At 70.5% G+C, this 25,909-nt stretch carries 24 protein-coding genes; 12 read left to right on the top strand and 12 right to left on the bottom strand.

What is annotated here, in order from left to right; translation table 11 throughout:
* Window positions 1-184: 184 nt before the first annotated feature.
* Entirely contained in the window at window positions 185-1,147 is a 963-nt protein-coding gene (locus ACFO60_RS16195) for an ArsR/SmtB family transcription factor (protein ID WP_380841101.1), read from the bottom strand.
* Between the two features lie 144 nt (window positions 1,148-1,291).
* Between ACFO60_RS16195 and ACFO60_RS16200 the strand changes: the two genes are divergently transcribed.
* Together ACFO60_RS16200 and ACFO60_RS16205 are read left to right on the top strand one after the other, a co-directional pair.
* The gene (locus ACFO60_RS16200; RefSeq protein WP_380841102.1) at window positions 1,292-2,533 is read left to right on the top strand and encodes an MDR family MFS transporter; all 1,242 of its coding nucleotides are present in this window, start codon (window positions 1,292-1,294) and stop codon (window positions 2,531-2,533) included.
* Between the two features lie 127 nt (window positions 2,534-2,660).
* The gene (locus ACFO60_RS16205; RefSeq protein ID WP_380841103.1) at window positions 2,661-4,451 is read left to right on the top strand and encodes an NAD+ synthase; all 1,791 of its coding nucleotides are present in this window, start codon (window positions 2,661-2,663) and stop codon (window positions 4,449-4,451) included.
* 110 nt (window positions 4,452-4,561) lie between these two features.
* Here ACFO60_RS16205 and ACFO60_RS16210 read toward each other — a convergent pair whose 3' ends face one another.
* Complete coding sequence (locus ACFO60_RS16210; protein ID WP_380841104.1) at window positions 4,562-5,167, bottom strand: TetR/AcrR family transcriptional regulator; 606 nt, start codon at window positions 5,165-5,167, stop codon at window positions 4,562-4,564.
* Window positions 5,168-5,174: 7 nt separating this feature from the next.
* Complete coding sequence (locus tag ACFO60_RS16215; RefSeq protein ID WP_380841105.1) at window positions 5,175-6,686, bottom strand: MFS transporter; 1,512 nt, start codon at window positions 6,684-6,686, stop codon at window positions 5,175-5,177.
* A 408-nt stretch (window positions 6,687-7,094) separates the two neighbouring features.
* Here ACFO60_RS16215 and panB point away from each other — a divergent pair, with 408 nt between their 5' ends.
* Window positions 7,095-7,946: a 3-methyl-2-oxobutanoate hydroxymethyltransferase gene (gene panB, locus ACFO60_RS16220; RefSeq protein WP_380841107.1), complete on the top strand. Its 852-nt coding sequence runs from the start codon at window positions 7,095-7,097 to the stop codon at window positions 7,944-7,946.
* 74 nt (window positions 7,947-8,020) lie between these two features.
* Here the strand turns inward: panB and ACFO60_RS16225 are convergent, their stop codons facing one another.
* Both ACFO60_RS16225 and npdG read right to left on the bottom strand, forming a co-directional pair.
* A complete protein-coding gene (locus tag ACFO60_RS16225; RefSeq protein ID WP_380841109.1) occupies window positions 8,021-9,196 on the bottom strand; it encodes a trans-sulfuration enzyme family protein in 1,176 nt (391 codons plus the stop codon).
* Window positions 9,197-9,298: 102 nt separating this feature from the next.
* Entirely contained in the window at window positions 9,299-9,970 is a 672-nt protein-coding gene (gene npdG / locus ACFO60_RS16230; protein WP_380841110.1) for an NADPH-dependent F420 reductase, read from the bottom strand.
* 98 nt (window positions 9,971-10,068) lie between these two features.
* Here npdG and ACFO60_RS16235 point away from each other — a divergent pair, with 98 nt between their 5' ends.
* Together ACFO60_RS16235 and ACFO60_RS16240 are read left to right on the top strand one after the other, a co-directional pair.
* A complete protein-coding gene (locus ACFO60_RS16235) occupies window positions 10,069-10,653 on the top strand; it encodes a hypothetical protein (protein WP_380841111.1) in 585 nt (194 codons plus the stop codon).
* Between the two features lie 381 nt (window positions 10,654-11,034).
* A complete protein-coding gene (locus ACFO60_RS16240) occupies window positions 11,035-11,295 on the top strand; it encodes a CBU_0592 family membrane protein (RefSeq protein WP_380841112.1) in 261 nt (86 codons plus the stop codon).
* Here ACFO60_RS16240 and ACFO60_RS16245 read toward each other — a convergent pair.
* A complete protein-coding gene (locus ACFO60_RS16245) occupies window positions 11,292-11,474 on the bottom strand; it encodes a hypothetical protein (RefSeq protein WP_380841113.1) in 183 nt (60 codons plus the stop codon). The two genes, ACFO60_RS16240 and ACFO60_RS16245, sit on opposite strands and share 4 nt — an antisense overlap.
* 107 nt (window positions 11,475-11,581) lie before the next feature.
* On the opposite strand from ACFO60_RS16245, the gene map reads away from it, so the two are divergent.
* Entirely contained in the window at window positions 11,582-12,430 is an 849-nt protein-coding gene (gene map, locus ACFO60_RS16250) for a type I methionyl aminopeptidase (protein WP_380841114.1), read from the top strand.
* 83 nt (window positions 12,431-12,513) lie between these two features.
* On the opposite strand, the gene ACFO60_RS16255 is transcribed toward map, so the two are convergent.
* Window positions 12,514-14,628, bottom strand: a complete 2,115-nt coding sequence (locus ACFO60_RS16255) for an alpha/beta hydrolase (protein ID WP_380841115.1) — start codon at window positions 14,626-14,628, stop codon at window positions 12,514-12,516.
* A 304-nt stretch (window positions 14,629-14,932) separates the two neighbouring features.
* Here ACFO60_RS16255 and ACFO60_RS16260 point away from each other — a divergent pair, with 304 nt between their 5' ends.
* Window positions 14,933-15,571, top strand: a complete 639-nt coding sequence (locus ACFO60_RS16260; protein WP_380841117.1) for a DedA family protein — start codon at window positions 14,933-14,935, stop codon at window positions 15,569-15,571.
* Window positions 15,572-15,841: 270 nt separating this feature from the next.
* Entirely contained in the window at window positions 15,842-17,542 is a 1,701-nt protein-coding gene (locus tag ACFO60_RS16265) for a thiamine pyrophosphate-requiring protein (RefSeq protein ID WP_380841118.1), read from the top strand.
* Between the two features lie 88 nt (window positions 17,543-17,630).
* Here ACFO60_RS16265 and ACFO60_RS16270 read toward each other — a convergent pair whose 3' ends face one another.
* Entirely contained in the window at window positions 17,631-18,164 is a 534-nt protein-coding gene (locus ACFO60_RS16270; protein WP_380841119.1) for a hypothetical protein, read from the bottom strand.
* Between the two features lie 330 nt (window positions 18,165-18,494).
* On the bottom strand, window positions 18,495-19,484 hold the full coding sequence (locus tag ACFO60_RS16275) for a LuxR C-terminal-related transcriptional regulator (RefSeq protein WP_380841120.1): 990 nt from the start codon (window positions 19,482-19,484) through the stop codon (window positions 18,495-18,497).
* 953 nt (window positions 19,485-20,437) lie between these two features.
* Here ACFO60_RS16275 and ACFO60_RS16280 point away from each other — a divergent pair.
* The 4 genes from ACFO60_RS16280 to ACFO60_RS16295 all read left to right on the top strand — a co-directional run bounded on the left by ACFO60_RS16280 (window position 20,438) and on the right by ACFO60_RS16295 (window position 22,436).
* Window positions 20,438-21,256 carry a helix-turn-helix domain-containing protein gene (locus ACFO60_RS16280; RefSeq protein ID WP_380841121.1) on the top strand — a complete coding sequence of 273 codons (819 nt, stop codon included), beginning with the start codon at window positions 20,438-20,440 and terminating at the stop codon, window positions 21,254-21,256.
* Window positions 21,247-21,453: a DUF397 domain-containing protein gene (locus ACFO60_RS16285; RefSeq protein WP_380841122.1), complete on the top strand. Its 207-nt coding sequence runs from the start codon at window positions 21,247-21,249 to the stop codon at window positions 21,451-21,453. Before ACFO60_RS16280 ends, ACFO60_RS16285 begins: the two co-directional genes overlap by 10 nt.
* 97 nt (window positions 21,454-21,550) lie before the next feature.
* Window positions 21,551-22,057 carry a GNAT family N-acetyltransferase gene (locus ACFO60_RS16290; RefSeq protein WP_380841124.1) on the top strand — a complete coding sequence of 169 codons (507 nt, stop codon included), beginning with the start codon at window positions 21,551-21,553 and terminating at the stop codon, window positions 22,055-22,057.
* 199 nt (window positions 22,058-22,256) lie between these two features.
* Entirely contained in the window at window positions 22,257-22,436 is a 180-nt protein-coding gene (locus ACFO60_RS16295) for a hypothetical protein (protein WP_380841125.1), read from the top strand.
* A gap of 57 nt (window positions 22,437-22,493) precedes the next feature.
* Here the strand turns inward: ACFO60_RS16295 and ACFO60_RS16300 are convergent, their stop codons facing one another.
* From ACFO60_RS16300 to ACFO60_RS16310, 3 genes are all read right to left on the bottom strand, one after another.
* Entirely contained in the window at window positions 22,494-22,871 is a 378-nt protein-coding gene (locus ACFO60_RS16300) for a sensor histidine kinase (protein WP_380841126.1), read from the bottom strand.
* Window positions 22,872-23,182: 311 nt separating this feature from the next.
* Window positions 23,183-25,171, bottom strand: coding sequence for a bifunctional copper resistance protein CopD/cytochrome c oxidase assembly protein (locus ACFO60_RS16305; protein WP_380841127.1), 1,989 nt, complete (start codon window positions 25,169-25,171; stop codon window positions 23,183-23,185).
* Window positions 25,168-25,779 (bottom strand): copper resistance CopC family protein, encoded by a 612-nt coding sequence (locus tag ACFO60_RS16310; protein WP_380841128.1) that lies wholly within the window; start codon window positions 25,777-25,779, stop codon window positions 25,168-25,170. Before ACFO60_RS16310 ends, ACFO60_RS16305 begins: the two co-directional genes overlap by 4 nt.
* Between the last annotated feature and the right edge of the window lie 130 nt (window positions 25,780-25,909).

The raw sequence follows: 25,909 nt of genomic DNA on the forward strand, positions 1-25,909 counted from the left end.
GGTCGCTTCGGCGGTGTCCCCGGGCGAACTCCCGGTTTCGTCCGGGCAGCGGCCCGGACCCCGCCGCGCCACCGGTCAGGGGCGGTGGCGAGGCCGCTCCAGCCATCGTCGCGGTCGCTTCGGTGGCGTCTTCGGGGGAACCCGGTTTCGTCCCGGGCGGCGGCCTAGACCCCGCCGCACCCGGTCAGGGGGCGCTGGCGAGAGTGTCGCCGGTGGGGGTGCGGCGGTAGAGCACTTCTCGTCCGAGGCGCCTGCGCACGACCAGGCCGCTGGCGCTGAGGACCGACAGATGCTGTGAGACCGCGCCGGGTGTGAGGGACATCCGCCTGGCAAGGGCCGTGGTCGAGGCGGGGTGGCGCAGTGAGAGCAGCAGCTGGGCGCGGGTCTTGCCGATGAGCGCCGCCAGCGCGCCGGGCGCCGGGGGCGGCCCCGCCTCCCACAGCGTGCCGACCCCGCGCGCCGGGTAGACGAGCATCGGCTGGTAGGGCTCGGTGATGATGGCGGTGTCGGGCCAGCGGAAGGCGCTCGGCACCAGGAGCAGGCCGTCCCCGCCCAGGGCGCCGGTGTGACACCAGTGGCGGGCGGTGATGAGCCGGTCGCCCTCCCACCGGACCGAGGGGTGCAGGTCGGCGAACAACTGCTGGGCCCCTCCCGCGGTCAGCCGCCGGGTGCGCCACATGAGGTCGGCCTCCAGCAGCCCGTACACGCGCGGCCAGAACTCGGCCATGGCGATCTCCCAGTACGCGGCGAGGGTGTCGGCCACCCGCCGGACCCCGGCCGCCGGGTCTGCCTGGAACCGGCCGATGGCGCCCTCGTCGGGGGTCCGGACCCGTGCGGCCTCCTCCGCGGCATTGCCGGCCGGCGTGTCCCGCACGCGGGCCAGCTCGGCGGCGAAGTCGGGGAGCGGCGTGTCCGGCGGCGGGGTGAGGAAGTCGGCGATGTAGCCGTAGGTGGGCGCCAGGGCGAACAGCTCGGACAGGTCGAGGTCGCCGAGGCGCGGCACGACGGCACGCAGCCACGGGAGGTGCACCGAGTGGCGCGCGGGGGCGCGCAGGACGCGCAAACTGGCGACGAGCTCCCAGAGCGGCGAGAAGGCGAACCGCAGACGGGCCAGGTCGTCGGCCTCGAACCGCCACTCCACGCCCACCGGGCCCCCGCCCTTCACCGATGTCCAGCGCCGGCCACGTGCCCGCGCGGGGCCGCGCCCCTTGGCGTCCGATCTTCCCCGCGATGTTTTAGCGCCGGCTAAAAGATTGGCACGGCCGGCGGACGATGTCCAAAGGTTGGTGGCGTGACCAGCGTTATCGTCGACAAGCCGTCCCTCCTCCGATCGAGGATCGGCGGGTTTCCCCGTGCCTTCTGGGTGCTCTTCGGCGGCACCTTCATCAACCGGCTCGGCACCATGGTCGAGCCCTTCATCGGCATCTATCTGACCCAGTCCCGCGGGCTGTCCCTCGCCGCGGCCGGCATGGTGCTGGCGGTCTTCGGCATCGGCTCCCTGATGTCGCAGCTCGTCGCGGGCTGGCTGGCCGACCACGTGGGCCGGCGCGCGACGCTGACCGGCGGCATGGTGGCCACGGCGTTCACCATGATCGCCCTTGGCTACAGCACCTCGCTGCCGGCGATCATCGCCGCGATGGCGGTGCTGGGCGTCGTCGTGGACGCCTACCGCCCGGCCTCCCAGGCACTGATCGCCGACCTGATCCCGGCGCACGACCGGCCGCGCGCGTTCGGGCTGATCTTCTGGGCGATCAACCTCGGCTTCGCGGTGGCGATGGTCGCGGGCGGCATGCTGGTCAGGTCGGGTTTCGTGTGGCTGTTCTGGATCGACGCGATCACCTCGCTGATCTTCGGCGTGCTGGTGTGGCGGGCCGTGCCCGAGACCCGGCCGCGCAGGACGCGGGAGGGCGGCGGCTTCGGCGACGTGCTGAAGGACCGGCTGATGGTGACCTATGTCGCCCTGACCCTGCTGTACACGTTCGTGTACCTCCAGGCGTACACGACGCTGCCCCTGGCGGTCACCGCCTCGGGGCTCCCGGCCTCCGCGTACGGGTTCGCGATGGCGGTGAACGGCCTGCTCATCGTGGTGGTCCAGCCGCTGGTCGGGCACTGGCTGGCCAAGCGCGACGTCAGCGGGACGCTGGCGCTGGGCATGGCGGTGTGCGCGCTCGGGTTCGCGCTCACGGCCTTCGTCTCGACCCCCGCCGGGTACGCGGTCACCGTCGCGATCTGGACGCTGGGCGAGGTGATCACCGCGGGCATGGCGGGCACGGTCGTCGCGATGCTGGCTCCGCCGCATCTGCGCGGGCGCTACAGCGGCCTTGCCGGATTCGCCTGGTCGGCCGGCGGGCTGCTGGCCCCGCTGATCGGCACCCGTCTGCTGACCATCGGCCAGGCCGCGCTGTGGATCACGGTCGGAGCGCTCGGACTGCTGGCCGCGATCGGGCAGCTGGCGATCGGCCCGGCCATCCGCCGCCGCGCCGCCGTCGCCGCCGTCGCGGACGTCGCCGCGGCCCGGCCCGCCGGAACCTAGTTCAGGACCGCGGCCCGGGAACCTGTCCCCGGGCGCGGATCGGCCCGGCGCGCGCGGCGCGCACGGCCGTCCACAGGGGGCGGTCCGGCTCATTCGCCGCGGTGCCGCCACACGTAAAGTGGGGACCGTGCCTCAACTGCGAATAGCCCTCGCCCAGACCAACCCGTCGGTGGGCGATCTTTCCGCCAACGCCGGCAAACTCGTCGAGTGGACGCGGCGATCCGCAGATCGCGGCGCGCATCTGGTCGTGTTCACCGAGATGTTCCTGACCGGTTATCCCGTCGAGGACCTCGTGCTGCGCACGTCCTTCGTCGACGCCTCCATCGCGACGCTCTCGGCGGCCGCCGCGCGGCTGGCCGACGAGGGCCTCGGCGAGCTGCCGGTGGTCGTCGGGTACGTCGACCGTTCAGGGGTCACACCGCGCGCCGGGCAGCCGAAGGGCGCGCCGCTGGACGCCGCCGCGCTGCTCCACCGTGGCCGCGTCGTCACCAAGACCGCCAAGCACCACCTGCCCAACTACGGCGTCTTCGACGAATACCGCTATTTCATCCGCGGTGACCGGCTGCCGATCTTCCGGCTGCACGGCGTGGACGTGGCGATCGCCGTCTGCGAAGACCTGTGGCAGGACGGCGGCCCGGTCGCCGCGGTCGCGCGGGCGGGCGCCGGCCTGCTCGTGGTCCCCAACGCCTCGCCGTACGAGCGAGAGAAGGACGACGTGCGGCTGTCGCTGTGCGTGAACCGCGCGCGGGAGGCCGGGTGCGCCCTGGCCTACGCCAACCAGGTCGGCGGCCAGGATGAGCTGATCTTCGACGGCGACTCCATCGTGGTGGACGCGGCGGGCGAGCTGGTCGCGCGAGCGGGCCAGTTCCGCGAGGAACTCCTGGTCACCGACCTTGAGCTGCCGCTCGCCGATCCGCTCGCCACCTTCGGGTCCTTCCCTGTGGACGCCGGTGACGGCACCACGATCACGGTCGAGCGGCTGCGGCTGTCGGACGACCCGCTGCCCGCCTACACGCCCGAGCCGCCGGCGGTCGCCCCTCACCTGGACGATCTGGAGGAGGTCTACTCCGCGCTGGTCCTCGGTGTGCGCGACTACTTCACCAAGAACGGCTTCCGATCGGTCATCCTCGGTCTGTCCGGGGGCATCGACTCGGCGCTGACCGCCACCATCGCCGCCGACGCCGTCGGCCCCGAGCGGGTCCACGTCGTGCTGATGCCGTCACGGCACTCCTCCGACCACTCGGTGAGCGACGCGCGCGACCTCGTCGAGCGGCAGGGGCTGAACTCCCGCCTCGTCCCGATCGAGGACATCGTCGACGCCTTCGAGAAGCAGATCGACCTCAGCGGCCTGGCCGCCGAGAACCTCCAGGCGCGCGTGCGGGGCATGCTGCTGATGGGCCTGTCCAACGAGCACGGCCACCTGGTGCTGACCACGGGCAACAAGAGCGAGCTGGCCACCGGCTACTCCACGCTCTACGGCGACTCGGCGGGCGGTTTCGCCCCGATCAAGGATGTGCTCAAGACGACGGTGTGGCAGCTGTCGAGATGGCGTAACGCGCAGGCCGGCCGCGAGAGCGAGCTGCTGCACCGCTTCGACGCGCCGCCCATCCCCGAGAACTCCATCACCAAGGAGCCGAGCGCCGAGCTGCGTCCCGGTCAGCGGGACACCGATTCCCTGCCGCCCTATGACGTGCTCGACCGGCTGCTCGCCGACTACGTCGAGCACGACATGGGCAAGGGCGAGCTGGTCGCCGCCGGGCACGACCCCGAGCTGGTGGCCAGGATCATCCGGCTGGTCGACCTCGCCGAGTACAAGCGCCGGCAGTATCCCCCGGGCCCCAAGATCACTCCGAAGAACTTCGGCCGTGATCGCCGCCTCCCCATCACCAACCGCTGGCGCGAGACGGCCGATTCCTGAGCCCGCCAGGTGCTCTCGAAAGCGCGGGTCAGACGCTCTCGGAAATGCGGACCGAATGCTCTCAGGAGTGCGGGGCGGGATGTCAAGGAGGGCGGGGCCAGGGGCTCCTCTCAGGCGTGCAGGCCCGAGAGGATGAGGTCGGTGATGCGTTCGGCGAGGTCGGCGGGAAGCTCGTCGTCGTTGTCGCGCCACTTGGTGAAGAACATCATCGCTCCGGAGAGCGCCGCCATCGTCACCTCGACGTCCACGTCTGAGCGCAGTTCACCGGACGCGACACCCCGCTGGAGGACCGCCCGCAGGACCTCCCGCCTGGGCCGTATCACGATCTCGCGGAAACGCTCGGCCAGGTGCGGGAACCGCTCGGACTCGCTCAGCGCGATGTTCATGATGCAGCGGGTTCGCGGGTGGCGGCTCTCCTGCTGCATCACCGACAGATAGCGGATGACGTCGTCGCGCACCGACCAGCCCGGCAGCTCCGGTATCGGAGCCTTCAGGCTGGCGAGCGCGTCGACGACGAGTTCCTCTTTGTTGGACCAGCGCCGGTAGATGGTGGTCTTGCCGACCCCGGCCCGTCCGGCGATCGCCTCGATGGACAGCTCGGCGACACCGGTGCCTTCGGCGATCATGTCGATCGCGGCATCGATGATCGCCTTCTCCGCCTTCTCGCTTCGGGGACGGCCGGGCGTGCGCACCGTCCCCGTCTGCTCAGTCGCCATGGTCAGATCACACTACTGCCGCTTCCTTGCTTTCCGGTCGAGCCACTGGGGTGGTGGCGGCGTTCTTCCCGGGGAGCCACTTGGCGACCACCGCGGCGCCGATGAGGGCGACGACCGCGCCGCAGATCGCGGTCACGTGCATGCCGTCCACGAACGCCCGCTTGGCCGGCTCGATGAGCGCGGCGCCGTTGGGGCCGAGCGACTGGGCGACGCCGATGGTGGCCGTGATCGACTCGCCGGCCGCGTGCCGCACGTCCGGCGGCAGCGCCGACAGCGATCCGGCCATGTTGTCGCGGTAGCTGGCCGACAGCAGCGAGCCGAGGATGGCGACGCCGAGCGCGCCGCCCACCTGCCGGACCGTGTTGGTCATCGCCGAGCCGACGCCGGCCTTCTCGCGGGGCAGGGAGGACATGACGGCCTCGGTGGCCGGCGGGTTGATGTTCGCCATGGCAGCGCCCTGGATGAAGCCGAGCACCTCGAACATCCAGATCGGGGTGTCGACCTGCAGGAAGGCGTAGCCCGCCAGGGCGCCCGCCACGACGACCAGGCTGACGGTGGCGACGACCTTGCCGCCGAACCTGCGGACCATCTGGGCGCTGAGCGGCGAGAAGATCAGCTGCGCCGCCGCGAACGGGAGCACGAGAGCGCCGGCCTGCAACGGGCTGTATCCCCTGACGATCTGCAGGTAGAACGCCAGGAAGAACATCACGCCCATCATCGCGAAGAACACCAGGCCGACGCTGGCGACGGCCGTGGAGAACCTGGGGATGGCGAAGTAACGCACGTCGAAGGCCGGATGGGCCGTCCTGCGCTCGTGCCAGACGAAGGCGGCCAGCACCGCGACGCCGGCGAGGCCGGGCGCCCACACCTCGGGGCTGGTGACGGTGCCGAGTTCGCCGCCCTTGATGATGCCGTAGACGACGCCGACCAGGCCGATGATCGACAGCAGCACGCCGACCGGGTCGAGCTGGGCCTTGTCGGGGTTCTTCGATTCGGGCACCAGGATGGCGATCAGCACCGAGCTGATGAGCACCACCGGCACGTTGATCAGGAACACCGAGCCCCACCAGAAGTGCTCGAGCAGCAGTCCGCCGGTGATCGGGCCGATGGCGATGGCCAGCCCGACGCCGCCGGCCCAGATGCCGATCGCCTTGGCGCGCTCCTGCGGAGCGAAGACGCTGGAGATGATCGCCAGCGTGGCCGGCATGACGGCGGCGCCGCCGAGGCCCATCGCGGCCCTCGCGAAGATCAGTTGCGTCGGATCCTGCGAGTAGGCGCTCGCCAGTGACGCCAGGCCGAACAGCACCATGCCGATCTGCAGCATGCGCTTGCGCCCGAAACGGTCACCCAGCACGCCGAAGGTGAACAGCAGGCCGGCGAAGACCAGCGTGTAGGAGTTGATGGCCCACTCGAGCTCGCTCTGCGTCGCGCCGAGGCCCCCTACCGGGTCGGAGATGACCTTGAGCGCGACGTTCAGGATCGTGTTGTCCAGAACGATCGCCAGCAGGCTGAACACCATGACGCCGAGGATCTGCCACCGACGTGGGTGACCTGTCGGTTGTTCCACTTCTTCCCCCAGGAATACCTGTCATACATTTCGATACGATCGAGTTTCGCTACGCAACCGTAGCGCTTCTAGATTCGATACGCAACCGTCTCGTTTCGATACCCGGGCGCCGGAAAGCCCTCGCCCCACGGCCCGCGGGGACAGGTCGCGAAGCGCTGCTCCCGGGCCGAGGCGACCTCCTGAGATGCCGGAACGCTCCGCCGGGGCACGCCGGGAACGTCCTGTACGGATACGGGGCAGGCGGCCCGAGGTGGGGGGATGAGGGGGGTCTCCCCGGGTGTTGCCATGGTGGTCAGACATGCGATGATCTGACCGTCCGGGGACGCCACAAGGGCGCCTCGAGGCTTGGAGGGATCTACGATGTCCTCTACGTCACGCATTGCCGGCTCGCCGACCACGCTTTATGGCGGCCAAGCCGGGCGCAGGGTGACCGTCCGCGACATCTCGGCCGCCAAGGAGCGCGGCGAGAAGTGGCCGATGGTCACCGCCTACGACGCGATGACCGCAAGAGTGTTCGACGAAGCCGGCATTCCCGTCATGCTGGTGGGCGACTCGGCCGCGATGGTGGTCTACGGCTACGACTCGACGCTTCCCGTCTCCGTCGACGACCTGATCCCGCTCACGGCGGCGGTCGTCCGCGGGTCCTCGCGCGCGATGGTGGTCGCCGACCTGCCGTTCGGCTCCTACCAGTCGTCTCCGCAGCAGGCCCTGGAATCCGCGGCGCGGTTCCTCAAGGAGGCCGGCGCCCACGCGGTCAAGCTCGAGGGCGGCCGCCGGGTGCTCCCCCAGGTCGAGACGCTGGTCTCGGCCGGCATTCCGGTGATGGCCCACCTCGGCCTGACCCCGCAGTCGGTCAACGCGTTCGGCGGATACCGCGTTCAGGGACGCGGCGAGTCCGGCGAGGAGCTGATGGCCGACGCCAAGGCGCTGGAGCACGCGGGCGCGTTCGCCGTCGTGCTCGAATGCGTCCCGGCCGACCTGGCCGCGCGGGTGACCGCGGCCCTGTCGATCCCCACCATCGGCATCGGCGCGGGCCCGTCGTGCGACGCCCAGGTGCTCGTCTGGCAGGACCTCATGGGTCTCACCCAGCGGCCGGCGAAGTTCGTCAAGAAGTACTTCGACCTGGCCGGCGAGATGGACCACGCGGTCCGCGCGTTCGCCGACGAGGTCGTCTCCGGGGTCTTCCCCGCCCCCGAGCACAGCTACCGCTGACCTTCCGGCTCACCCGTACCCGGCTCGCCCGGCCGGGTACGGTCCCCGGCCGGACGCCGCGGAGCCGGCGGGTCTCACGCTTCGAGGGCCTGGACGAAGTCGGCCCACAGGTCCTCGGGGTGCTCGATGCCGACCGCCACGCGCACGGTGCCCTCGCTGATGCCCGACCGCGCCAGTTCCTCCGCCGTCAGCGAGCGGTGCGAGGTCGTGGCCGGATGCAGGATCAGCGTCTCGACGCCGCCGAGCGAGGGGGCGAGCAGCGCCAGCCGCACCGAGCTCATGAACCTCTCGCCGGCCGCGCGGCCGCCGGCGAGGTCGAAGGAGAACACGGCCCCGAAGTCGGGCAGCAGCTTGGCCGCCAGGCCGAACGACGGATGCGAGGACAGGCCCGGCCAGTGGACGGCGTCGACGGCCGGATGCCCGGCCAGCCGGGTCGCGAGCAGGCGGGTGTTGTCGCAGTGGCGGGCCATGCGCAGCGGGAGGGTCTGCATGCCCCGCAGGGTCAGCCAGGCGGCGAAGGGATCGAGGGTCGCGCCCAGCGTGTTGGCGTATGCCCAGACCTTCCGGTGGAGCGCGTCGTCGGCGAAGACGGCGATCCCGCCCAGCACGTCGCTGTGCCCGCTCAAGTACTTCGTCATGGAGTGGACGACGATGTCGGCGCCGTGCTCCAGCGGCCGGCACAGCACCGGCGAGGCGAAGGTGTTGTCTACCACCGAGATCAGCCCCGCCTCGCGGGCCACGGCGCACATGCCGGGCAGGTCGGCCACCTGGGTCATCGGGTTGGCGATGCTCTCCAGGTACAGCAGCTTGGTCTCCGGCCGGACCGCCTCGCGCGCCGCCGCCGGGTCGTCCTGCGGGACATAGGTCACCGAGACGCCGAACCGATTCTCAAGATCGGTGAGCGCGGCGGCGGTGGCGCCGTACAGGGCCGCCTGGGCGATCACATGGTCACCGGACCGGACCAGCCCGAACAGCACGGTATTGATCGCTCCCATGCCGGAGCCCGCGGTCACGGCCGCGACGCCGCCCTCCAGGTCGGCGACGGCGTCCTCCAAGGCGCGCACGGTGGGATTGCTCAGGCGCCCGTACACGAAGGCGCCGTCGGGGCGGCCCATGCCGTCGGCGAAGACGGCGGGATCGTCGAAGACGAACCCCGAGGTCTGGTACAGCGGCACCGCGATCGGCGTGCTGCCGTTCAACGGCGGACTGGGCAGGTGGACGGCACGGGTTTCCGGATGCAAGGAGCTCATGCTGTCAAGAATGAACGCAAATGCCCCGCTTTGTCAGATCCGATGCCACGTTCGTCCTGCTTGACACCGGATATCCCGGCCGGGCGAGCGAGACGCGGCGACTCAGACGTCGGTGACGCGCAGGCCCGCGTGGGCCTTGTAGCGGCGGTTGATCGAGATGAGGTTGGCCGTCAACGCCTCGATCTGCCGGGCGTTGCGCAACCGCCCTCCGTACACGCCGCGCGCGCCGGGGATGCGCGACGCCAGCGCCTGCACCGTGTCGGTCGCCTCGCGGTCGTCGCCGAGCACCAGCACGTCGAGATCGATCTCGGCCACGGCCGGGTCGAGCAGCAGCACGGCCGAGATGTGGTGGAAGGCGGCGACGACGCGGCTGCCGGGCAGGACCGCCGCGGCCTGCTGCGCGGCGCTGCCCTCCTCGACGTCCAGGGCGAAGGCCCCCTGCTTGTCGAACCCCAGCGGGTTGACGCAGTCGACGACGATCTTGCCTGTCAGCTCCGCGCTCAGTGACGCGAGGATGGACCGGTGCCCGTCCCACGGCACCGCCACGATGACGACGTCGGCCTCCGCGGCGACGCTCGCGTTGTCCGCGCCGCGGACCGGGAGCCCGGCGCCGAGGCTGTCGGCGGCCTCCTGGGCTCGGGCGGCGCTGCGCGACCCGATCAGGACGGAGTGTCCCGCCAGGGCGAACCGGCGGGCGAGGCCCTTGCCCTGGTCCCCGGTGCCACCGAGGATCCCCACCGACAGGCCGCCGACGTCCGGTAGTACATCGCTCATGATGTGGCTGATCTCCTCGTTGCGCGCACGACTCTTCCGATCATGCCAGGTGTTCGTATCCGGGACGGCGGCGGGGGCGATGATGCACCATGGTGGCCATGGACGCTGCGTCGGTGGCCTTCCTGCGCGAGGTGCTCTCCACGACCCGCTGGGTCGAGCGCACCCGGGAGCTCGGAGCCTCTCTCCGCTCGACCCGCACGCCCGGCGGGCTGCTGCTGGTCGGCACCCCGCGCGTCGAGCCGTGGCACCTCGCCGCCCACCTCGACGACGAGGCGCGCATGTCCGGGCTCGCGCAGCTCGCTCCCACTCTGGTGCGCTGGTCGCCGCCTCCGGACGCCGCGCCCCACCTCGCCGTCGGCATCGACCGCATCGAGGCCGCGCGCCGGGGCGAGACCCTGTTCGTCGTCGCCGAGGACAAGGCGCCCGTGCCGCTGCTCGAACGCGTCGACGACGCCCGGCGCACGGGTGCGACGATCCTCGCCCTGGACGGCGGCGACCCCGAGCTGGAAGGCCTCGCCCATGACGCGCTCGCCGTGCCCTTCCAGGACGGGCTGTTCACCTTCGACGCCGCGCAGCATCTGGTCAGCATGGCCGCGGGAGAAGGGCAGCGCTCGAGCGGCAGGCTGATCGACCGTCTGGCCCGCCTCGCCGAGCGCATCACCGGTCCCCGCGTCTCCGACTGAGCCCACGGCTCCGCGAGCGGCCATTCCTCCCGGCGAGAGACGCGGTCAGCGGACATGGGGAGCAAAACGTATGTCTGGAGAGGACGCGGTTCCGCTCGCTTCTGAAGCCTGCTCCTCCAGGTCGCATCCCCGGCCAAGGCGCGCCGCGAGGGCGGCCGGCGGCGAGGTAGCCTGGCGGACAGCACCGGCTAGGCGGTGTGAACTGGGGAGACGCCGTGGCCGCTGTGCGTGGCTCGCCCCGTCGCTGACCGCCGGCACGTCCACAAAGGGGGAACCGATTGGCACCGCATTCACCCACGCCTGAAATCTCTGGATGTCGCCATCTCTCGTGGTGTTCGTCGCCTTCCTGGCGGCCCACGGTTCCCCCTGGGGCATGAGGCGGTGCCGCAACTGATCGACATCCTGGGCATGCTGGGCGCCGGGGTGCTGCTCTACGCGTACGCCATGCTGTCGATGCGGAAGATGTCCGGCGACAGCCTCGCCTACCAGTTGCTCAACCTCGGCGGAGCGATCGCCTTGATGATCAACTCTGCCGCTCATCTCGCATGGCCGTCGGCCCTGCTCAACCTCGTCTGGTGCGGCATCGGCATCCTCGCCGTCTGGCGGCTCGTGGTCGCGCGGCCTTGGAAGCGCCAGGTCTAGTCTCCGTCCCACTCTTTGTCGGCGGCCTGCCAGCTCTTGTTGCGCGCGGCGGCCGTCTGCAGCGCCGCCGCCGCCTCCTCACGCGTCGCGTAGGGCCCCATGCGGTCCTTGTTCGGACAACCCTCGTCCGGCTCGACCGCCATGTGCTTCAGGCAGAACCACCACTGGTCGGCGCTCATGTGCCCTCCTTGCCTCACCGGATGACCTATGACGATGCCCGCAGAACGTCAGACGCGCTCGTCGTCAGGCAGATCCTGCCCGCTTGCCGCCGAACTAGACTTGGCGCATGACGACACTGCTCCAGCCAGGACGGCTCTCGCCCACCCGCAAGGTCCCCGCCCACATCGAGCGCCCGGAGTATGTCGGCCGAAAGACGCCCCGCCGGGGTGAGTCCGACGTGCAGACGCCCGAGACGATCGAGCGCATGCGCGTCGCCGGGCGCATCGCCGCCCAGGCGCTGGAGGAGGTCGGCCGGCACATCGCTCCCGGCGTGACCACCGACGAACTCGACCGCATCGGGCACGAGTTCCTCTGCGACCACGACGCCTACCCCTCGACGCTCGGCTACCGCGGCTATCCCAAGTCGCTGTGCACCTCGATCAACGAGGTGATCTGCCATGGCATCCCCGACGACACCGTCCTCAACGACGGCGACATCGTCAACATCGACATCACCGCCTACATCGGTGGCGTGCACGGCGACACCGACGCGACCTACCTGGTGGGCGAGGTGGACGAGGAGTCGCGCCTGCTGGTCGAGCGCACGCGCGAGGCGATGATGCGGGCGATCAAGGCCGTGGCCCCGGGGCGCCAGCTCAATATCGTCGGACGGGTGATCTCGGCGTACGCCAAGCGCTTCGGCTATGGCGTAGTGCGCGACTTCACCGGGCACGGCATCTCGACCTCCTTCCACTCCGGTCTGATCGTCCCCCACTATGACGACCCGTCGTTGTCGGTCGCGCTGGTGCCCGGCATGACCTTCACCATCGAGCCCATGCTCACCCTGGGCACCATCGAGTACGACCTGTGGCCCGACGGCTGGACCGCCGTCACCAAAGACCGCAAGCGCACCGCCCAGTTCGAGCACACGATCGTGGTCACCGACACCGGCAGCGAGATCCTCACTCTCCCCTGACGCCGCCCCTGTCCTCCGTACGAACAGGCCATCAGGCCATCAGGCCATGTGGCCACTCGGGCGAGAGCGGGCCCCGGTGATGGTCACAGGTACAGGAACCACCACAGGAGCAAGGTGACGGCGGCGGCAACCGGCGCGGCGGTCTGCCAGTGGAGGCGGCTGCGGAGCAGCGCCGCCACGCTCAGCGCGGCCGACATCGCGGCCACGGTGCCGTACCACAGGACGGCCGAGGGGACGCCGACGCCGAGCGCGGTCTCGTTGGTCACCGCGGCGCCGTAGAGGCCGACCACGGTCAGCAAGGTGAAGGTGACCCCGGCGAAGCCGGCGACCGTCGTGAGGGCCACGACCGAGGAGACCCTGCCGGCGGCGCTCTGCCTGACCAGCGCCCGCGACCCCGCCGCGAGCTGACCGATCGACGTCACGAGGAACAGCGCGAAGGGGATGAGCAGCCACCAGGCGCCCGTGCTCAGCCGTTGGACGACCGAGGTGACGTGGAAGTCCCCCGGACGCCAGATCTGGTAGGAAGCCTTGCGTGGATCGCAGGGCGCCGCCGCGGAAGGGTCGGCCACGAACGCCGAGATGGTCTGCCGCCCGCACCGGCTCGACAGGAAGACGGCGTGCCCGACTCCCGCGAACTCGACGAACCGCGCGCCGGGCAGCGCCTGCGCCGCGGCCCTGGCCTTCGCGACCGGCGTCGCGGGATCGTACTGACCCCCCACCACCAGCACCGGCATGCTCGCGGATCCCCCCGCGCCCGCAGCGTCGCCGCCGCCGGCGACAGCGGGCGGAGACGGCACCGGAGCACCCGTCGCGGCGGCCGACGGAGACTGCGCCGGAGCACCGGTCGCGGTGACCGACGGAGACGCCGCGGAAGCACCGGTCGCGGCGGCCGACGGAGACGGCACCGGAGTATCGGTCGCGGTGACCGGCGGGGCGGGAGGAGGGCCGGCGGGCTGTCGCGGTGCCGCGCCCCGTGTGGCGGTCGCGGACGTGGAGGCGGGCAGGCCCCAGGCGTCGCAGACCGCCTTGTCGGCCACGACCGTGAACAGGCGCGGGCGCGCTTCGCCCGGGAAGCCGTTGAAGGGGGCCTCGTCCTGGCACATGACCGCGTAGAAGAGACCGAAGTCGCGTGACACCAGCTCACCGCCGGCCTGGTCGGCCAGCACCCGCAACGGGCGGTCGTCGCCGCCTGCCACCGCGTCCACGAGCGCGGGCACGACCGGGAGGACGTCCACCTCGTGCATCGCCTCGCCCAGGATGGTGGCCACGTCGTCGCCGGTCAGCCGGGCGGTGAACGGGCGGCCGTTGAGCGGATCGGTCGTGCGGACCTCCGCCGGCCGCTCGTTCAGACGCCGGACCATCGCCGCGAAGCGCCTGGGCAGCCCCGGCCATTGGCGGGCGAGCGACTGCAGAGAGCTCGCGAGATCGGCGGCCGCCTCGTCGTACCGGCGGGTCAGCGGCGGGAGGAAGGAATCGAGGACGACCGACCGCGTGCCCTGAGGGTCGGCCCGGGCCGCCGCGAGCATGGAGCGGGTCGAATAGCTGACGCCGAACAGGTTCCAGCGGTCGTATCCCAGCGCGTGCCGCAGGTCGACGACGTCGGCGGCGATCTCGGAGGTCACGTAGCCGCGCAGGTCGACGCCCTGCCCGGTGAGCCGGTCACGGCAGGCGACGGCGCCGGAGGCCATGCGCCTGCGTTCAGCCGGGTCGTCGGGCCCGCCGGGCATGCCCAAGGTGTCGAGGAGGGCCCGGGCGATCTCGGGGCAGTCGAGGCGAGGCCGCGACCAACGGCTGCCGCGCTGCTCCAGCACGACGACATCACGGTCGCGGCCGAGGGGCAGATCGGTCAGCCGGCCGGTGAGCTGGATCGACGCCGAAGCGGGACCGCCACTGGTGTAGACGACGGGATCGGGCTTGCGGTCGGCCGCCGTGGAGCGGTGGACGGCGTACCCCACGCGGATCTTCCGGCTGCCCGCCACGTCCCTGCGCTCGGGCACCACGAGGAAGCCGCAGCGCGTACCCGGCGGCACGGGCACCGGACAGGCCCCCTCCTCCACCGCGGGCTCTCCGCGGGCGGCCGCCGCGGCACGCGGGCTCGTCGCTGTGACCCACAGGGCGGGTGCCATCGCGAGCAGCGCGACGCCCATCACCGGCCAGCGCCACGTCAGGCGCGCGGCGCCGCTGAACGGCCGGCTCATCGGCCCCCTCCAGCGGCCGAGCAACACGCGATCACCACTTGTCCACCCCATCCGACTGGCTCGACACGACCCGTCACCCCTGCCGTATCCGGCCGGGCCCCTCGAATCGTGTCCTTGAGACTAAAGACCTGATCTCCGCGATGAGCAGGCCGACCTCTGCCCTGTGGACAACGCCTCTAACAGAAGGAGAGAGGGGGCTTCGGGAGGCGGTTTTCCACAGGGCGCGCCCGCGGTGTCCCGTCCACCGCCCGACGATGTCGATGCCGATGTCACGAAATGCCCGATCTTGAATAGCGTGTTGGTCATGGACACGACCGTTGACGGAGTCGCCGGATGGGCGATCAAGATGATGGAGCAACTTGGAGCTCCGGGTGCCGGCCTGGCCATCGCGCTGGAGAATCTCTTCCCCCCGCTGCCGAGCGAGGTGATCCTGCCGCTCGCCGGGTTCACCGCGAGCAGGGGGGAGATGAGCCTTTTCGACGCGCTGCTCTGGACCACGCTCGGCTCGGTGATCGGCGCACTGTCGCTGTACGGCGTCGGGGCCGCACTCGGGCGAAAGCGCATGCTGGCGATCGCCTCGCGCCTGCCCCTGGTGAAGGCGGCCGACGTCGAGAAGGCCGAGGCGTGGTTCCTCAAGCATGGGGCGAAGACGGTGTTCTTCGGGAGGATGATCCCGATCTTCCGGAGCCTGATCTCGGTGCCCGCCGGGGTGGAGCGGATGTCACTCCCCACCTTCGTCACCTTCACCACCTTGGGAAGCCTCATCTGGAACTCGGTCTTCGTCCTGGCCGGATACCAGTTGGGTGAGAGCTGGTCGCTGGTCGAACGCTATGCGGGCATCTTGTCGAAGGTCGTGCTGGGAGCCGTCGTGCTGGCCGTGGTGACGTTCGTGGCCGTGCGGCTCTCGGAGAGACGGGACAAGGGCAGGAACGTCTCCCGCTGACCGGCGGCGCGTGATCGGCAGGGGGCCGCCGATCACCGTCGCGCCGCCGCCGGGTGCGGACAACGGCCGCATCGGAGCCGATCCGTCTCACGCGCCGCGTCACCACTCCGGTGGTGAGCGGGTACAGCCGCCGCATGCTCGCAGCGCCTCTCCGGCTCGATTCCCGAGACGGGGAGGGAGACGACGCGGGCGCCGATCTTCTACGCTCGACAGGCGACGCAGATTGAACGCGATAAATGCCCCTATGTCAGTTATGTCAGGAGATACCGCGTGGACGACTTCCAGCCGGCGACCACCGCCGAGCACCTGCTGTGGCTGCTCGCCGAGCACGGTGTCGAGCACCTCTTCCTCAACCCCGGCACGGACTCCGCTCCTCTGCAGGAGGCGATCGCCACGCTGGCCAAGGCGGGCGCGCCCACCCCCAAGGTCATCATCTGCTCGTTCGAGTCGGTCGCGCTGGCCGCGGCGCACGGCTACTGGCAGGTGACCCGCCGTCCGCAGGCGGTGTTCGTCCACGTGGACGTCGGCACGCAGAACCTCGGCGCCATGATGCACAACATGCTGCGCGACCGGGCCGGAGTGGTCGTCATCGCGGGCAAGACGCCGTACGCGGAGGAGCCCGGCGCACCCGGCGGGCGTTCCCACACCATCCACTGGCAGCAGGACGTCGCCGACCAGGCGGGAACCGTCCGCGGGTACGCCAAGTGGGTCACGGAGATCACCCGTCCGAGCATGCTGGCCCGGGCCATCGGCCGCGCGGTGCAGGTGGCGACGGGCGGCGTGCCCGGTCCCTCCTACCTCATGGTGTCCCGGGATGTCCTCATGGACCCGCCCGCGGCCGACCTGGGACGCACCACCGGCTACGCCGTCCCCCTCCCGCCCGCGGCCGCCCCCGAGACCGTGCGCTGGATCGCCGAGCGGGTGGCGGGCGCCGAACGTCCGCTGCTCATCACGGCGAAGGTCGGCCGCAAGCCTGAAGGGTTCCACGCGGTCACGCGCCTGGCGGACCTGGGGGTCCGGGTCGTCGACCTCGCCGAGAGCGGCTGCGTCAACATCTCGACGTCGCATCCGATGAACCTGCTGTCGGCGGCGGACGCCCAGCGCGCCGTCGAGGAATCGGATCTGATCATCGCCGTGGACGCGGACGTGCCGTGGATCCCGAGGTTCACCCACCCCCGGGACGGCGCGACCGTCGTCCACATCGATCTCGACCCTCTCAAGACCGACATGCCGATGTGGACCTTCCCGGTGGACGTCGCGGTGACCGCCGACGGCGCCACGGCCCTGGGGCAGATCGCCGACCGGCTGGAGGAGATGGGCCACAGCGCGCCCGCGACGGACGCGGCGGTCCCGTCGCCGGCCGCGAGCGGCGCCGGCGCCGCCGAGGCCGAGCCCGGGACGGGGCCGATGACCGGGGCCGAGGTCGTCACCGCGCTGAGCGCGGTGCTGCGCGCCGATGACCTGGTCATCGAGGAATCGGTCACCAACGCCCGCGCGCTGCACGAGAACCTCAGCCGCACCGAGGCCGCCAGCATGTACGGCACCGGGTCCCCCGGCCTGGGCTGGGGACTCGGAGGGGCGGTCGGCGTCAGCCTGGCCTCGCCGGGGCGCCGGGTGGTCACCGTGGTGGGAGACGGCAGCTTCATGTTCGGCGTGCCGACGGCGGCGCTGTGCCTGGCGGCCGAGGCGGGCGCGCCCATCATGGCCGTCGTGCTGAACAACGACGGCTACCGCGCCAGCAGGCTGCCGGTCTTCGAGCTGTTCCCCGAAGGGGTGTCGGCGACGCGCGGAGACGCCGAGGGGACGCGCTTCAGCGCGCCGCCCGACTTCGCGGCCGTCGCCCGTGCCTGCCACGCGCACGGGGAGACCGTCACCGACCGGGCGGACCTCCTGCCCGCCCTCCGGCGTGGTCTCGAGGCCGTCGAGGCGGGCCGGTCTGCTGTGGTGGACGTCCACATCGTCCGAGACTGACCCGCTGCCGCCGGCTGGGCGGCGACCGGTCGACGCGGGTCCTCCCCGTCGCCGCCCACCCGGCGACGGGAAGGACCCGCGCGCTCTTTCAGGGTTGCGGCAGTGCCTCGCACCGGCCGCGACCGGCGTCCACCCACTGTCCGCGCTCGCCGGCGCCGACGGCCAGGCCGCCGTAGCGCGCCTCGTACGCGAGCGCGAGGAACACCCGCTCGCGCCGCCGGAGCAGCCGTGCGGGGTTTCTCGGCATTCCCGCCCTCATGTACAGCACGTTCGTCGACGACACGCCGAGCCCTCCCAGCTCCGGCATCCGGACGACCGTGACCTCCTCGGCCCGGCCGGTGACCCGGCTACCCGTCGGCGTCTCGCGGACCTCGAACGACATCACCCCTGCCCTGCATCCGATCTCCACCTTCAGCACGTTCCCACTGCGCATCACGGGCACAGTCCTACCGGTCGCCCTCTCCCGCCATGTCAGACCAGCCTCCATCGCGATCTGAGCGGCCTCCTCCGGAGTCAGCGGAAAATCGCCGGCGAGCGACACGAGCGCGTCGTTCGCCCGGCGGTTCATCCACGAATAGACGACTCCGGACAGCAGCGTGATCCCGAGGATGGCGATGGTCAACCCCTCCATAGCCTGCTCCTCGCCTCTGCCGGTACTACCGGCGACGTCGACCCGTCTCCCCCCGTGTCGACGGCCGGAATGCCGCCAGGTACCGACAAACCCCTCCCTCTTGACATAAGGACGATATCCGCACCGATCGCACATAGCGCCACCCACCGGGACGGGTTTTCCGGGAGGGTCCCGCAGTACTAAGTACTGCCCGGGCTCGCTGAGTGAAGCCGCGTGAACAATGGGTGACCACAATGGCCGGCAGCAGCCCGGCGAATCCCCCGCGAGCCGCCCGCGGCGGGAGCGGGCGAGGCAGGGCGTTCTTCGCCGGGGACAGGGAAACTAGTCGAAGAATTGCTGCAGCTTCGCCGCGATGCCCGACCGCTGCTCGACGCCGAGCTTGCGCAATATGCGGGATACGTGCCCTTTGATGGTGGACTCGGTGACGAAAATCCTGGCGGCGATCTCCTTGTTCGTCATGCCGCCGCGGGCGATCAGCAAGGCGATCTCCCGCTCCTTGGACGAGAGCGAGTTGAGCAGGTTCTCCGCGTGGACCGACGGCCGCGCGATGATGTCCATGGTCTCGGTCATTCCCCGCTCACATTGATAGCGCAGCTCTCTGACCAGACGCACCAGGCCCTGTTCCCCGATGGGGACGGCCTCCTCGATGTCGCAGATCTTGGTGTGCAGGTCGGCGAGGATGGCCGCGACGTCCTGCACCACCTCGACGACCGAGGGCTGGTCGTTCTCCGAACGGTGCGCCGGGACGGCCAGTTCCTCCCGGTTGAGCTCGTCCTCCCGTTCGCGCCTGAGCACGGTCGCCACCGACCGCGCCGTCCACTCGAAGGCCCGCACGTGCTCATCGGTGTAGGCGTGGCTCTTGTACGTCTGGATGGACGCGAGGCCGATCACCACCTGCTCACCGTCGCGCGTGCCGAACATGGGGATCGTGATGGCGTCGGCCGACGTCCGCTGCTCGTCACCGAAGGCGACGCCGTGGTGCAGGAGCATGCCCCCGTCGCTGTCGTAGGTGTACGGGCGCCTGTGCTTCAGAATCCACGCGGCCTGCCCCGTCGGCCCGTACCCGAAGACCTCGGGAGGCATGTACCTCTTGACGGCGATCGTGTCGTCGTAGGTGTACGGGTAGACGATCCTGCGCCCCTCCCGGTAGAACCCCACATAGAAGGCGTCCACGCTGCAAATGGTGCTCATGGCGAAGCGCCAGTAGTCGAAGAGCGCGTGATGGTTGCCCATCCGCATGCGAATTCCCCGGTCAGCCTGGTTCAGCGCCGCCGCGACGTCCGGCGAGAACCCGGAGTCCGAACGAGCCACCGACACTCGTCCTCCTTTGACCAGCTCGGCGTCCATGGACTCACGTCCCGCGCAAAATCAGGACGTAGTTGTCGAGCCTTACTGACTGACGTCCGTCTTGCCATCATTTCATTGGGATTGGTGCCATTAAGTGATCCTTTGCACTCCCATACCCGGACAGAGAACACGTCTTACGATGCCGTACAAGCCTGCGACCTCGGTCGATGCCGCTTCGTTATAAGAGGGCCCCGGGAAGTGGCGAGGCGCCCGAAACAGCGGCGGCGCACGCCCCTGACTGCAATTCCGGGATCCGGAGTCAAGAACGGCGACGCGCCGTGGAGAACGCGTCACGGCCATGACCGCGGCCGGGGCGCGCCCGCCCACGCGACACGCCGCCCGCCGAGCCCCGCGCGGACGCGGCCGGGTCGCGGACCGAACCGGCCCCGCTCGCATGTCCCGGACTCCGCGCGGACGCACCGAATCACGTTCAGGCGCGCGCCGTCCGCGCGCGCCCGCCCGGCGTTCGCACCCATATTGCCGCGAATGGCGGACCGCAGAGGGCGCCCCAAGGTTCTACACCACAGCACATTATCTGTGCCAAATCTGTGGAAACCGGCGCGGCATGACGCCTGATCCATAAGTGAAATCGGCCCGGACGACCATGGAATCCGCGGGCCTCCGCCACGCCGGCCGTGCCCGGGGATCACAACGGCATGAGTTCGCCGTGCGGGCTCCCCGGAAAGGCCCGTCCATGCCGAGCGGTTATGACCGCCGGTCCGCTTAGGCGCCGCACGAGTTTCCCCGCGCATCGCCAGGCGACGGAGCGCGCTATAGGGATTCCGCCTTCCCGCGGCACTCACCATCCATTACCTTGAGTATCCGATTAACTACACACCGACGCCACGATGTCCGTGGAACGGTGGTCGCCCCATGTCACCACCCCCAAAATGGAGAGGATGCTTCAAATGCCACATATGACAAAAATCAACCCCGAGGAATCCGCACGCGCCCGTTTCGCCTACGAACTCCAGCGCCACCGCATACTGGCCGGCCTCACCCAGGGGCAGCTCGGCCGGCGGGTGGGCTTCTCCGGCAGCCTCGTCGGAGCGGTGGAGAACCTCAAGCGCACCCCCGGCGAAGACTTCGCCAAGCGCTGTGATCAGGCCTTCGGCCTGGAAGGCGTGTTCCAGGCCCTCCATCTGGAAGGCTGGCCGCCACCGCCGCCGGTCGCCGACCATTTCCGCAGTTTCACCTTCGAGGAGCGCCGGGCGACGGCAATACAAACCTGGGACCCGCTGCTCGTTCCGGGGATCTTCCAGACCGAGCCATATGCGCGTCGCATCTTCGGCCGCGCGCCGGACAGCACGCCGGAAAAGGTCGAGGAGCGGGTGATCGGCAGGATGCAGCGCAAGAACATCCTGTCAAAGGAGAATCCGCCGTTGATCCTCAGCCTGATGGACGAGGGAGTTCTCCGGCGGCCGATCGGCGGCAAGGAAGTGATGCGTGATCAGATGCTGCACCTTGTCGAAATGGCCGAGCATCCGCGGGTGACGATCCAGATCGTTCCGTTCGACGCCGAGGCCATCCCCGGTTTGCTTGCCGGATTTGTTATAGCCGAACAGCACGGCACTCCATATACGGTATATGTGGATTCCGTACCGGACGGACGCACGATGGGCGATCGAAAAGCGATCGCATCACTCACCGCTCGCTACGACGCCATCAGGGCGGAGGCGTACCCCCAGTCCCTCTCGCTCAAAGTCATCAAGGAAGCGGTAGACAAATGGACCTGAGTCAGGCCTTATGGCGCAAATCCTCGTGGTCTGGTGACAACGGCGGCCATTGCGTCGAAGTGGCGAGCAACCTGACGGCCGAACACGCGATCGCGGTCCGCGACTCCAAGAACCCCGACGGTCTTCCCCTCGTCATCGCCTGCGGCGAGTGGTCCGCGTTCGTGCACATCCTCAAGACCGGCCCCATCACCGTCTGACCGCAGACGCGAACCGCTCTCGCGGGCGGCGTCCGCGGAGCGCGGGGGCGGCACATAAACACTGTTCACCAGCGGCCACGGCGGCGAGAATGAGCCGATGAGCATCCGTATGGCCGCCCTTGACGAGCTTCCCCTCCTGCAGGAGATCGAGCGCGCCGCCGGGCGATCCTTCCACGACCTGGGCATGTCACCGGTCGCCGAGGACGAACCCCTCTCCGTCGACGTCCTGGCCGGCTACCAGCGCGCCGGGCGCGCATGGGTCAAGGCCGACGCCGGCGATCGGCCGGTCGCCTACCTCCTCGCCGACGTGATCGACGACAACCTCCACCTGGACCAGGTCTCGGTGCATCCCGCCTCGGCCCGCCGCGGCATGGGACGCTCGCTCATCGACCACGCCGCCGCGTACGCCAAGGCGGAAGGCCTCCCCGCCCTCACTCTGATCACCTTCACCCGCGTGCCATGGAACGCCCCCTACTACGAGCGGTGCGGGTTCTGGTGCCTGGACGACGCCGAGCTGACCCCGGGGCTGCGTGACCTGCGCCGGCGCGAACGCGCGCACGGCCTGGACCGCTGGCCCCGGGTGTGCATGCGCCGCGACCTCTGACCGCGGCCGCCTTCCCGCCGCCGACCGGAAAGCGCTTCACCGGGCACCACGCCGAACCGGCGCCGCTCACCGCCCGACGCGGCCGGTGCGACACGGGTCGAACGATCGGGCGCCGTGCCACGTATCTCCGGGCGGCGGCGGCACCGGCTCATAGCCGGCGCCGTGCCGCGGAACGCACCCGGCACGGAAGGAGAAGTGGATGGCGGACGCACGGAGGACACCTGGTCACACCCCGGTCCTGAGCCTCATCGCGCTCATCGGCGCGCTGGCCGGCGTCGTCTTCACGGCGAAGGCGGATCCGGTGGACGCCGTGGAGCTCCAGCTCAACATCTCGCATTCCACCGGCGCCTCGGGTGCCTTCCCCATCACGGCCCCCTGAGCGCCGATCGCGGCGGACGTCCTTGGCCGCGGCCCCCGCCCCGGTCTCCGGCGGCCCTCAGATGTGGCCGCTCACGGTCGTGCCCTCGCCGACGACGCTGTTGATCGTAAGAGTGCCGCCGACCTCACTGAACCGCCGCTTCATCGTGTCCGTGCCGCGGCCGGTGCTCCCTGGCGGGAAGCCGATGCCGTTGTCGCTGATGGTCAGCCGCAGGCCGCCGGACCCTGTGGTGAGCGCGATGGACAGCGTGTGGGCTCCGCTGTGCAGCTCGACGTTGGCCAGCGCCTCCAGCACGACGGCGTAGACGGCGTCGGCCACCGGCCCGTTCACCCCGTCTTTGGGCATGGCCCATACCTCGACGGTGATCCCTGTGCGCTCCGACCATTCCGTCAGATAGTCCTCGATCGCCCGCGCCAGACTTCGCTTTCCGCGCATGCGCAACTCTTCGTACAACTCCCCCAACCCTTCTGGGCCGCGCACCGCTCAGGGCTGCGTGATCCCGGCCCCACCGCGTCACCGCCGACGGGACGACGAGACGCTACCGGCGCGTGCTTGAAGAGCGGTTGAGAAAATCGCCTCGGAGTGGAGGCGAGACCACCCTGGGAGGCAGGTCTGCCGCGAGCCCGCCCAAGATGTCTATGCCCGAACTCCTTGATGCCACGCTACCCGCAGGTAGGTCACGGCGCGTCGGCGGAGGCGGCTGACCTTTTCTTTCTCACTACCTGTCGCCGAGTTGCCGCGAACGGTCATTCGCGGCCGGTCTGGTCCAGCCGGGCGAGATAGTCGTTGTAGGCGTCCAGCTCGGCGTCGCCGGTGCCGCCCACCTTGGCGGCACGCGCGTCGGCACGGCGGTCGGCCCGCCTGGCCGTGCGCTGGTCGTCGCGGTACCACTGGAAGGCGAGGGCGATGAGCACGATCAGGGTGGGAATCTCACCGAAGGCCCAGGCGATGGCCCCGCCCGTGCTCTGGTCGGCGAGACCGGAGTCCCCCCAGGTGCGGCCGAGCTGGTCGTACCACTCGCCGGCGAGCGGGGTGCCCATGTTCATGAGCGCGATGCCGAAGAAGGCGTGGAACGGCATGGTGACGAAGAGCAGCAGAAGCCGCCCGACGTAGGGCAGCTTGGTCGGCGCCGGATCGACCCCGATGATCACCCAGAAGAACAGGGAACCGGTGATCAGGAAGTGGACGGTCATCGCGATGTGCCCGAGGTGCTCCTCCATGGCCGCGGCGAACAGCGGCGTGAAGTAGAGGGCATAGGTGGACACGATGAACAGGGCCGTGGCGATGGCCGGGTGGGTGACCACCTTGACGAACCTGCTGTGCAGGATGACGGTAATCCACTCGCGCGGGCCCCGGTCGCCGCGCCGCGCGGCGGGCTTCAGGGCCCGCAGGGCCATGGTGACGGGGGCGCCGAGCACCAGGAAGATGGGCACGAGCATCGAAAGGATCATGTGCTCGGTCATGTGCACGCTGAACAGCACGGGGGCGTAGCGCGCGATGCCGCTCTGGGTCGCGAGGACGAGCAGCAGCACGCCGGCGCCCCAGCTGATCGTGCGGCCGACGGGCCAGTGGTCTCCGCGCCGGGCCAGCCGGACGACGCCCGCGCCGTAGAGACCGGCCAGCAGCGCGGCGACCATCGCGAAGAACAGGTCGAACCACCACAGCGTGGCGAGGTTGGCCACGGAGATCGGCGGCGGGACGAGGTAGCCCAGCAGCTCGAAGGCACGGTCGACGGGCAGGTCGAGCGGCGGCGGGGCGGTGCGCGAGAGCGCGACCGCGAGGCCGACCGCCACCAGCATGATCATGCCCTCGGCGGTGGCGAGCCGGGTGAAGGCGCCCGGCCGCCCGGCGGTGAGGTCGGACAGCGTGCGGCCGCGGTGCCCGCGGCCGATCACCCCGAGCGCGGCGAAGGCGGCGGTCTTGGCCAGGACGATCAGGCCGTAGGAGGTGGTGAACAGGTCGCCGATCGACGTCAGCCTGCTCAGCATGCTGAACAGGCCGGACAGGCCCACGCCGATGAAGCACCACAGCGCCATGCGGGAGAAGCGCCGCGCGGCCAGGTCGAGATGGGGGGCGTGCCGCAGGGCGTGCACGCACAGCAGCAGGAGCCCGCCCACCCACGGGGCGAGCACCAGCAGGTGCAGGGCGACGCTGGTCGTGGCGAGGCTGTGGTTGGGCGCGGAGGCGGAGTGGCCGGTGAGCGCCGGCGGCATCAGCGTCGCCAGGGCGAGGACGAGCAGGCCGCCGGCCGCGCCGGCGGTGATCGCACCCCGTGAGAACAGGGCGATGGCCGTGCCGAACAGCACGACGAGGGTCAGGGCGATGCCCTGCGGGACCTGGCTGGCGTAGCTGGTCAGCTCGTCGCCGCCGAGGACGTCGCCGACGGGGCTGCCCAAGGTCTCGGAGAGGCTGAAGACCAGGGTGGACGCCGCGGCCGCGGCCCACAGAAGGCCCGTCCACGAGGCGGCCCTGACATACGTCAGGGCGGGCTTGCCGAGCAGGCCCTTGTCGCTCGGGAGCAGGGCCGCGGCCAACAGCAGCAGCCCGACGCTCAGCAGGCCCGCCGCGTCCATGGTGAGCTTGGACGCCGGCAGCGCCCAGCGGGTCAGCGTGCCCTCGTCGGGCAGGCCGGGGATCACGCGCGGCGTGGCCGCGCCGCCCACGACCATGGCGACGACCAGCGCGCCGAGCGCCGCGCACGCCCCCGCGACCGCGAAGCGAAGGGTCTTGCTCACGACTTCTTCCGGAGGGTGAGGGCCATGCCGATGCCGACGCCGGCCAGGCCGAAGATGACGATCCACACCCAGGCGGGCATGCCGCCGCCCTGGCCGTCCTCCTGCGACACCGGGCTTGCGGAAGTGCCGGGCTGCGCGCTCTCGGCGGCTCCCCCGCCCGGCGCGGCCGAGGTCGCGGGCGGCTGCGAGGAGGAGGACGGAGCGTCCGCCGGTGAGGACGCGCCCGGGGACGCGCTCGCCTCGGGGGCCTTCACCGTGAAGGGGATCTCGCCTTCGATCGGATGGCCGTCGTCGGAGACCACGCGCCAGGCGATGGTGTACTTCCCGGAGGGCAGCGGGCCGGAGATCTTCTGGGTGACCGTCGGGCCGTCCAGCTTGGGCTTGCCGTCCTGGTGCTTCTGCCCGGCGGCGTCGCGGACGAGCACCACCGGGAATCGCACGGTCTCGGTGAAGGTCAGCTTCACCGAATCGAGGCCCTTGACCGTAGCTCCCTTTGCGGGGTTGCTGCTCTTGAGCGCCGTGTGGGCCAGCGCGGGGGCGGCGAAGGCCGTGCCCAAGACGACGGCGACCAGGAATGCCATCGCGGCGGCGAGCGGGGAAGTCCTCATAGCACCCTAAGGCTACTCATGTGAGAGCCCAGTCCTCACCGCGCGTCGCCGCCTATGGAAAACCGTGGCACGGTGCGCGCCCCGCCCGCCGTGCGCACTGGTTCCGCGTACCGGCGGATCGTCGCCGGCG

The sequence above is a fragment of the Sphaerisporangium dianthi genome (assembly GCF_042654065.1).
Taxonomy (GTDB): domain Bacteria; phylum Actinomycetota; class Actinomycetes; order Streptosporangiales; family Streptosporangiaceae; genus Sphaerisporangium; species Sphaerisporangium dianthi.

Bases quoted from the DNA above. Each gene is read 5' to 3' on its own strand.
- ACFO60_RS16210 (WP_380841104.1), bottom strand. From the start codon at position 5,167: ATGGCGACTGAGCAGACGGGGACGGTGCGCACGCCCGGCCGTCCCCGA.
- ACFO60_RS16215 (WP_380841105.1), bottom strand. From the start codon at position 6,686: ATGGTGTTCAGCCTGCTGGCGATCGTTCTGGACAACACGATCCTGAAC.
- panB (WP_380841107.1), top strand. From the start codon at position 7,095: ATGTCCTCTACGTCACGCATTGCCGGCTCGCCGACCACGCTTTATGGC.
- ACFO60_RS16225 (WP_380841109.1), bottom strand. From the start codon at position 9,196: ATGAGCTCCTTGCATCCGGAAACCCGTGCCGTCCACCTGCCCAGTCCG.
- npdG (WP_380841110.1), bottom strand. From the start codon at position 9,970: ATGAGCGATGTACTACCGGACGTCGGCGGCCTGTCGGTGGGGATCCTC.
- ACFO60_RS16235 (WP_380841111.1), top strand. From the start codon at position 10,069: ATGGACGCTGCGTCGGTGGCCTTCCTGCGCGAGGTGCTCTCCACGACC.
- ACFO60_RS16245 (WP_380841113.1), bottom strand. From the start codon at position 11,474: ATGAGCGCCGACCAGTGGTGGTTCTGCCTGAAGCACATGGCGGTCGAG.
- map (WP_380841114.1), top strand. From the start codon at position 11,582: ATGACGACACTGCTCCAGCCAGGACGGCTCTCGCCCACCCGCAAGGTC.
- ACFO60_RS16255 (WP_380841115.1), bottom strand. From the start codon at position 14,628: ATGAGCCGGCCGTTCAGCGGCGCCGCGCGCCTGACGTGGCGCTGGCCG.
- ACFO60_RS16260 (WP_380841117.1), top strand. From the start codon at position 14,933: ATGGACACGACCGTTGACGGAGTCGCCGGATGGGCGATCAAGATGATG.
- ACFO60_RS16280 (WP_380841121.1), top strand. From the start codon at position 20,438: ATGACAAAAATCAACCCCGAGGAATCCGCACGCGCCCGTTTCGCCTAC.
- ACFO60_RS16285 (WP_380841122.1), top strand. From the start codon at position 21,247: ATGGACCTGAGTCAGGCCTTATGGCGCAAATCCTCGTGGTCTGGTGAC.
- ACFO60_RS16290 (WP_380841124.1), top strand. From the start codon at position 21,551: ATGAGCATCCGTATGGCCGCCCTTGACGAGCTTCCCCTCCTGCAGGAG.
- ACFO60_RS16295 (WP_380841125.1), top strand. From the start codon at position 22,257: ATGGCGGACGCACGGAGGACACCTGGTCACACCCCGGTCCTGAGCCTC.
- ACFO60_RS16300 (WP_380841126.1), bottom strand. From the start codon at position 22,871: ATGCGCGGAAAGCGAAGTCTGGCGCGGGCGATCGAGGACTATCTGACG.
- ACFO60_RS16310 (WP_380841128.1), bottom strand. From the start codon at position 25,779: ATGAGGACTTCCCCGCTCGCCGCCGCGATGGCATTCCTGGTCGCCGTC.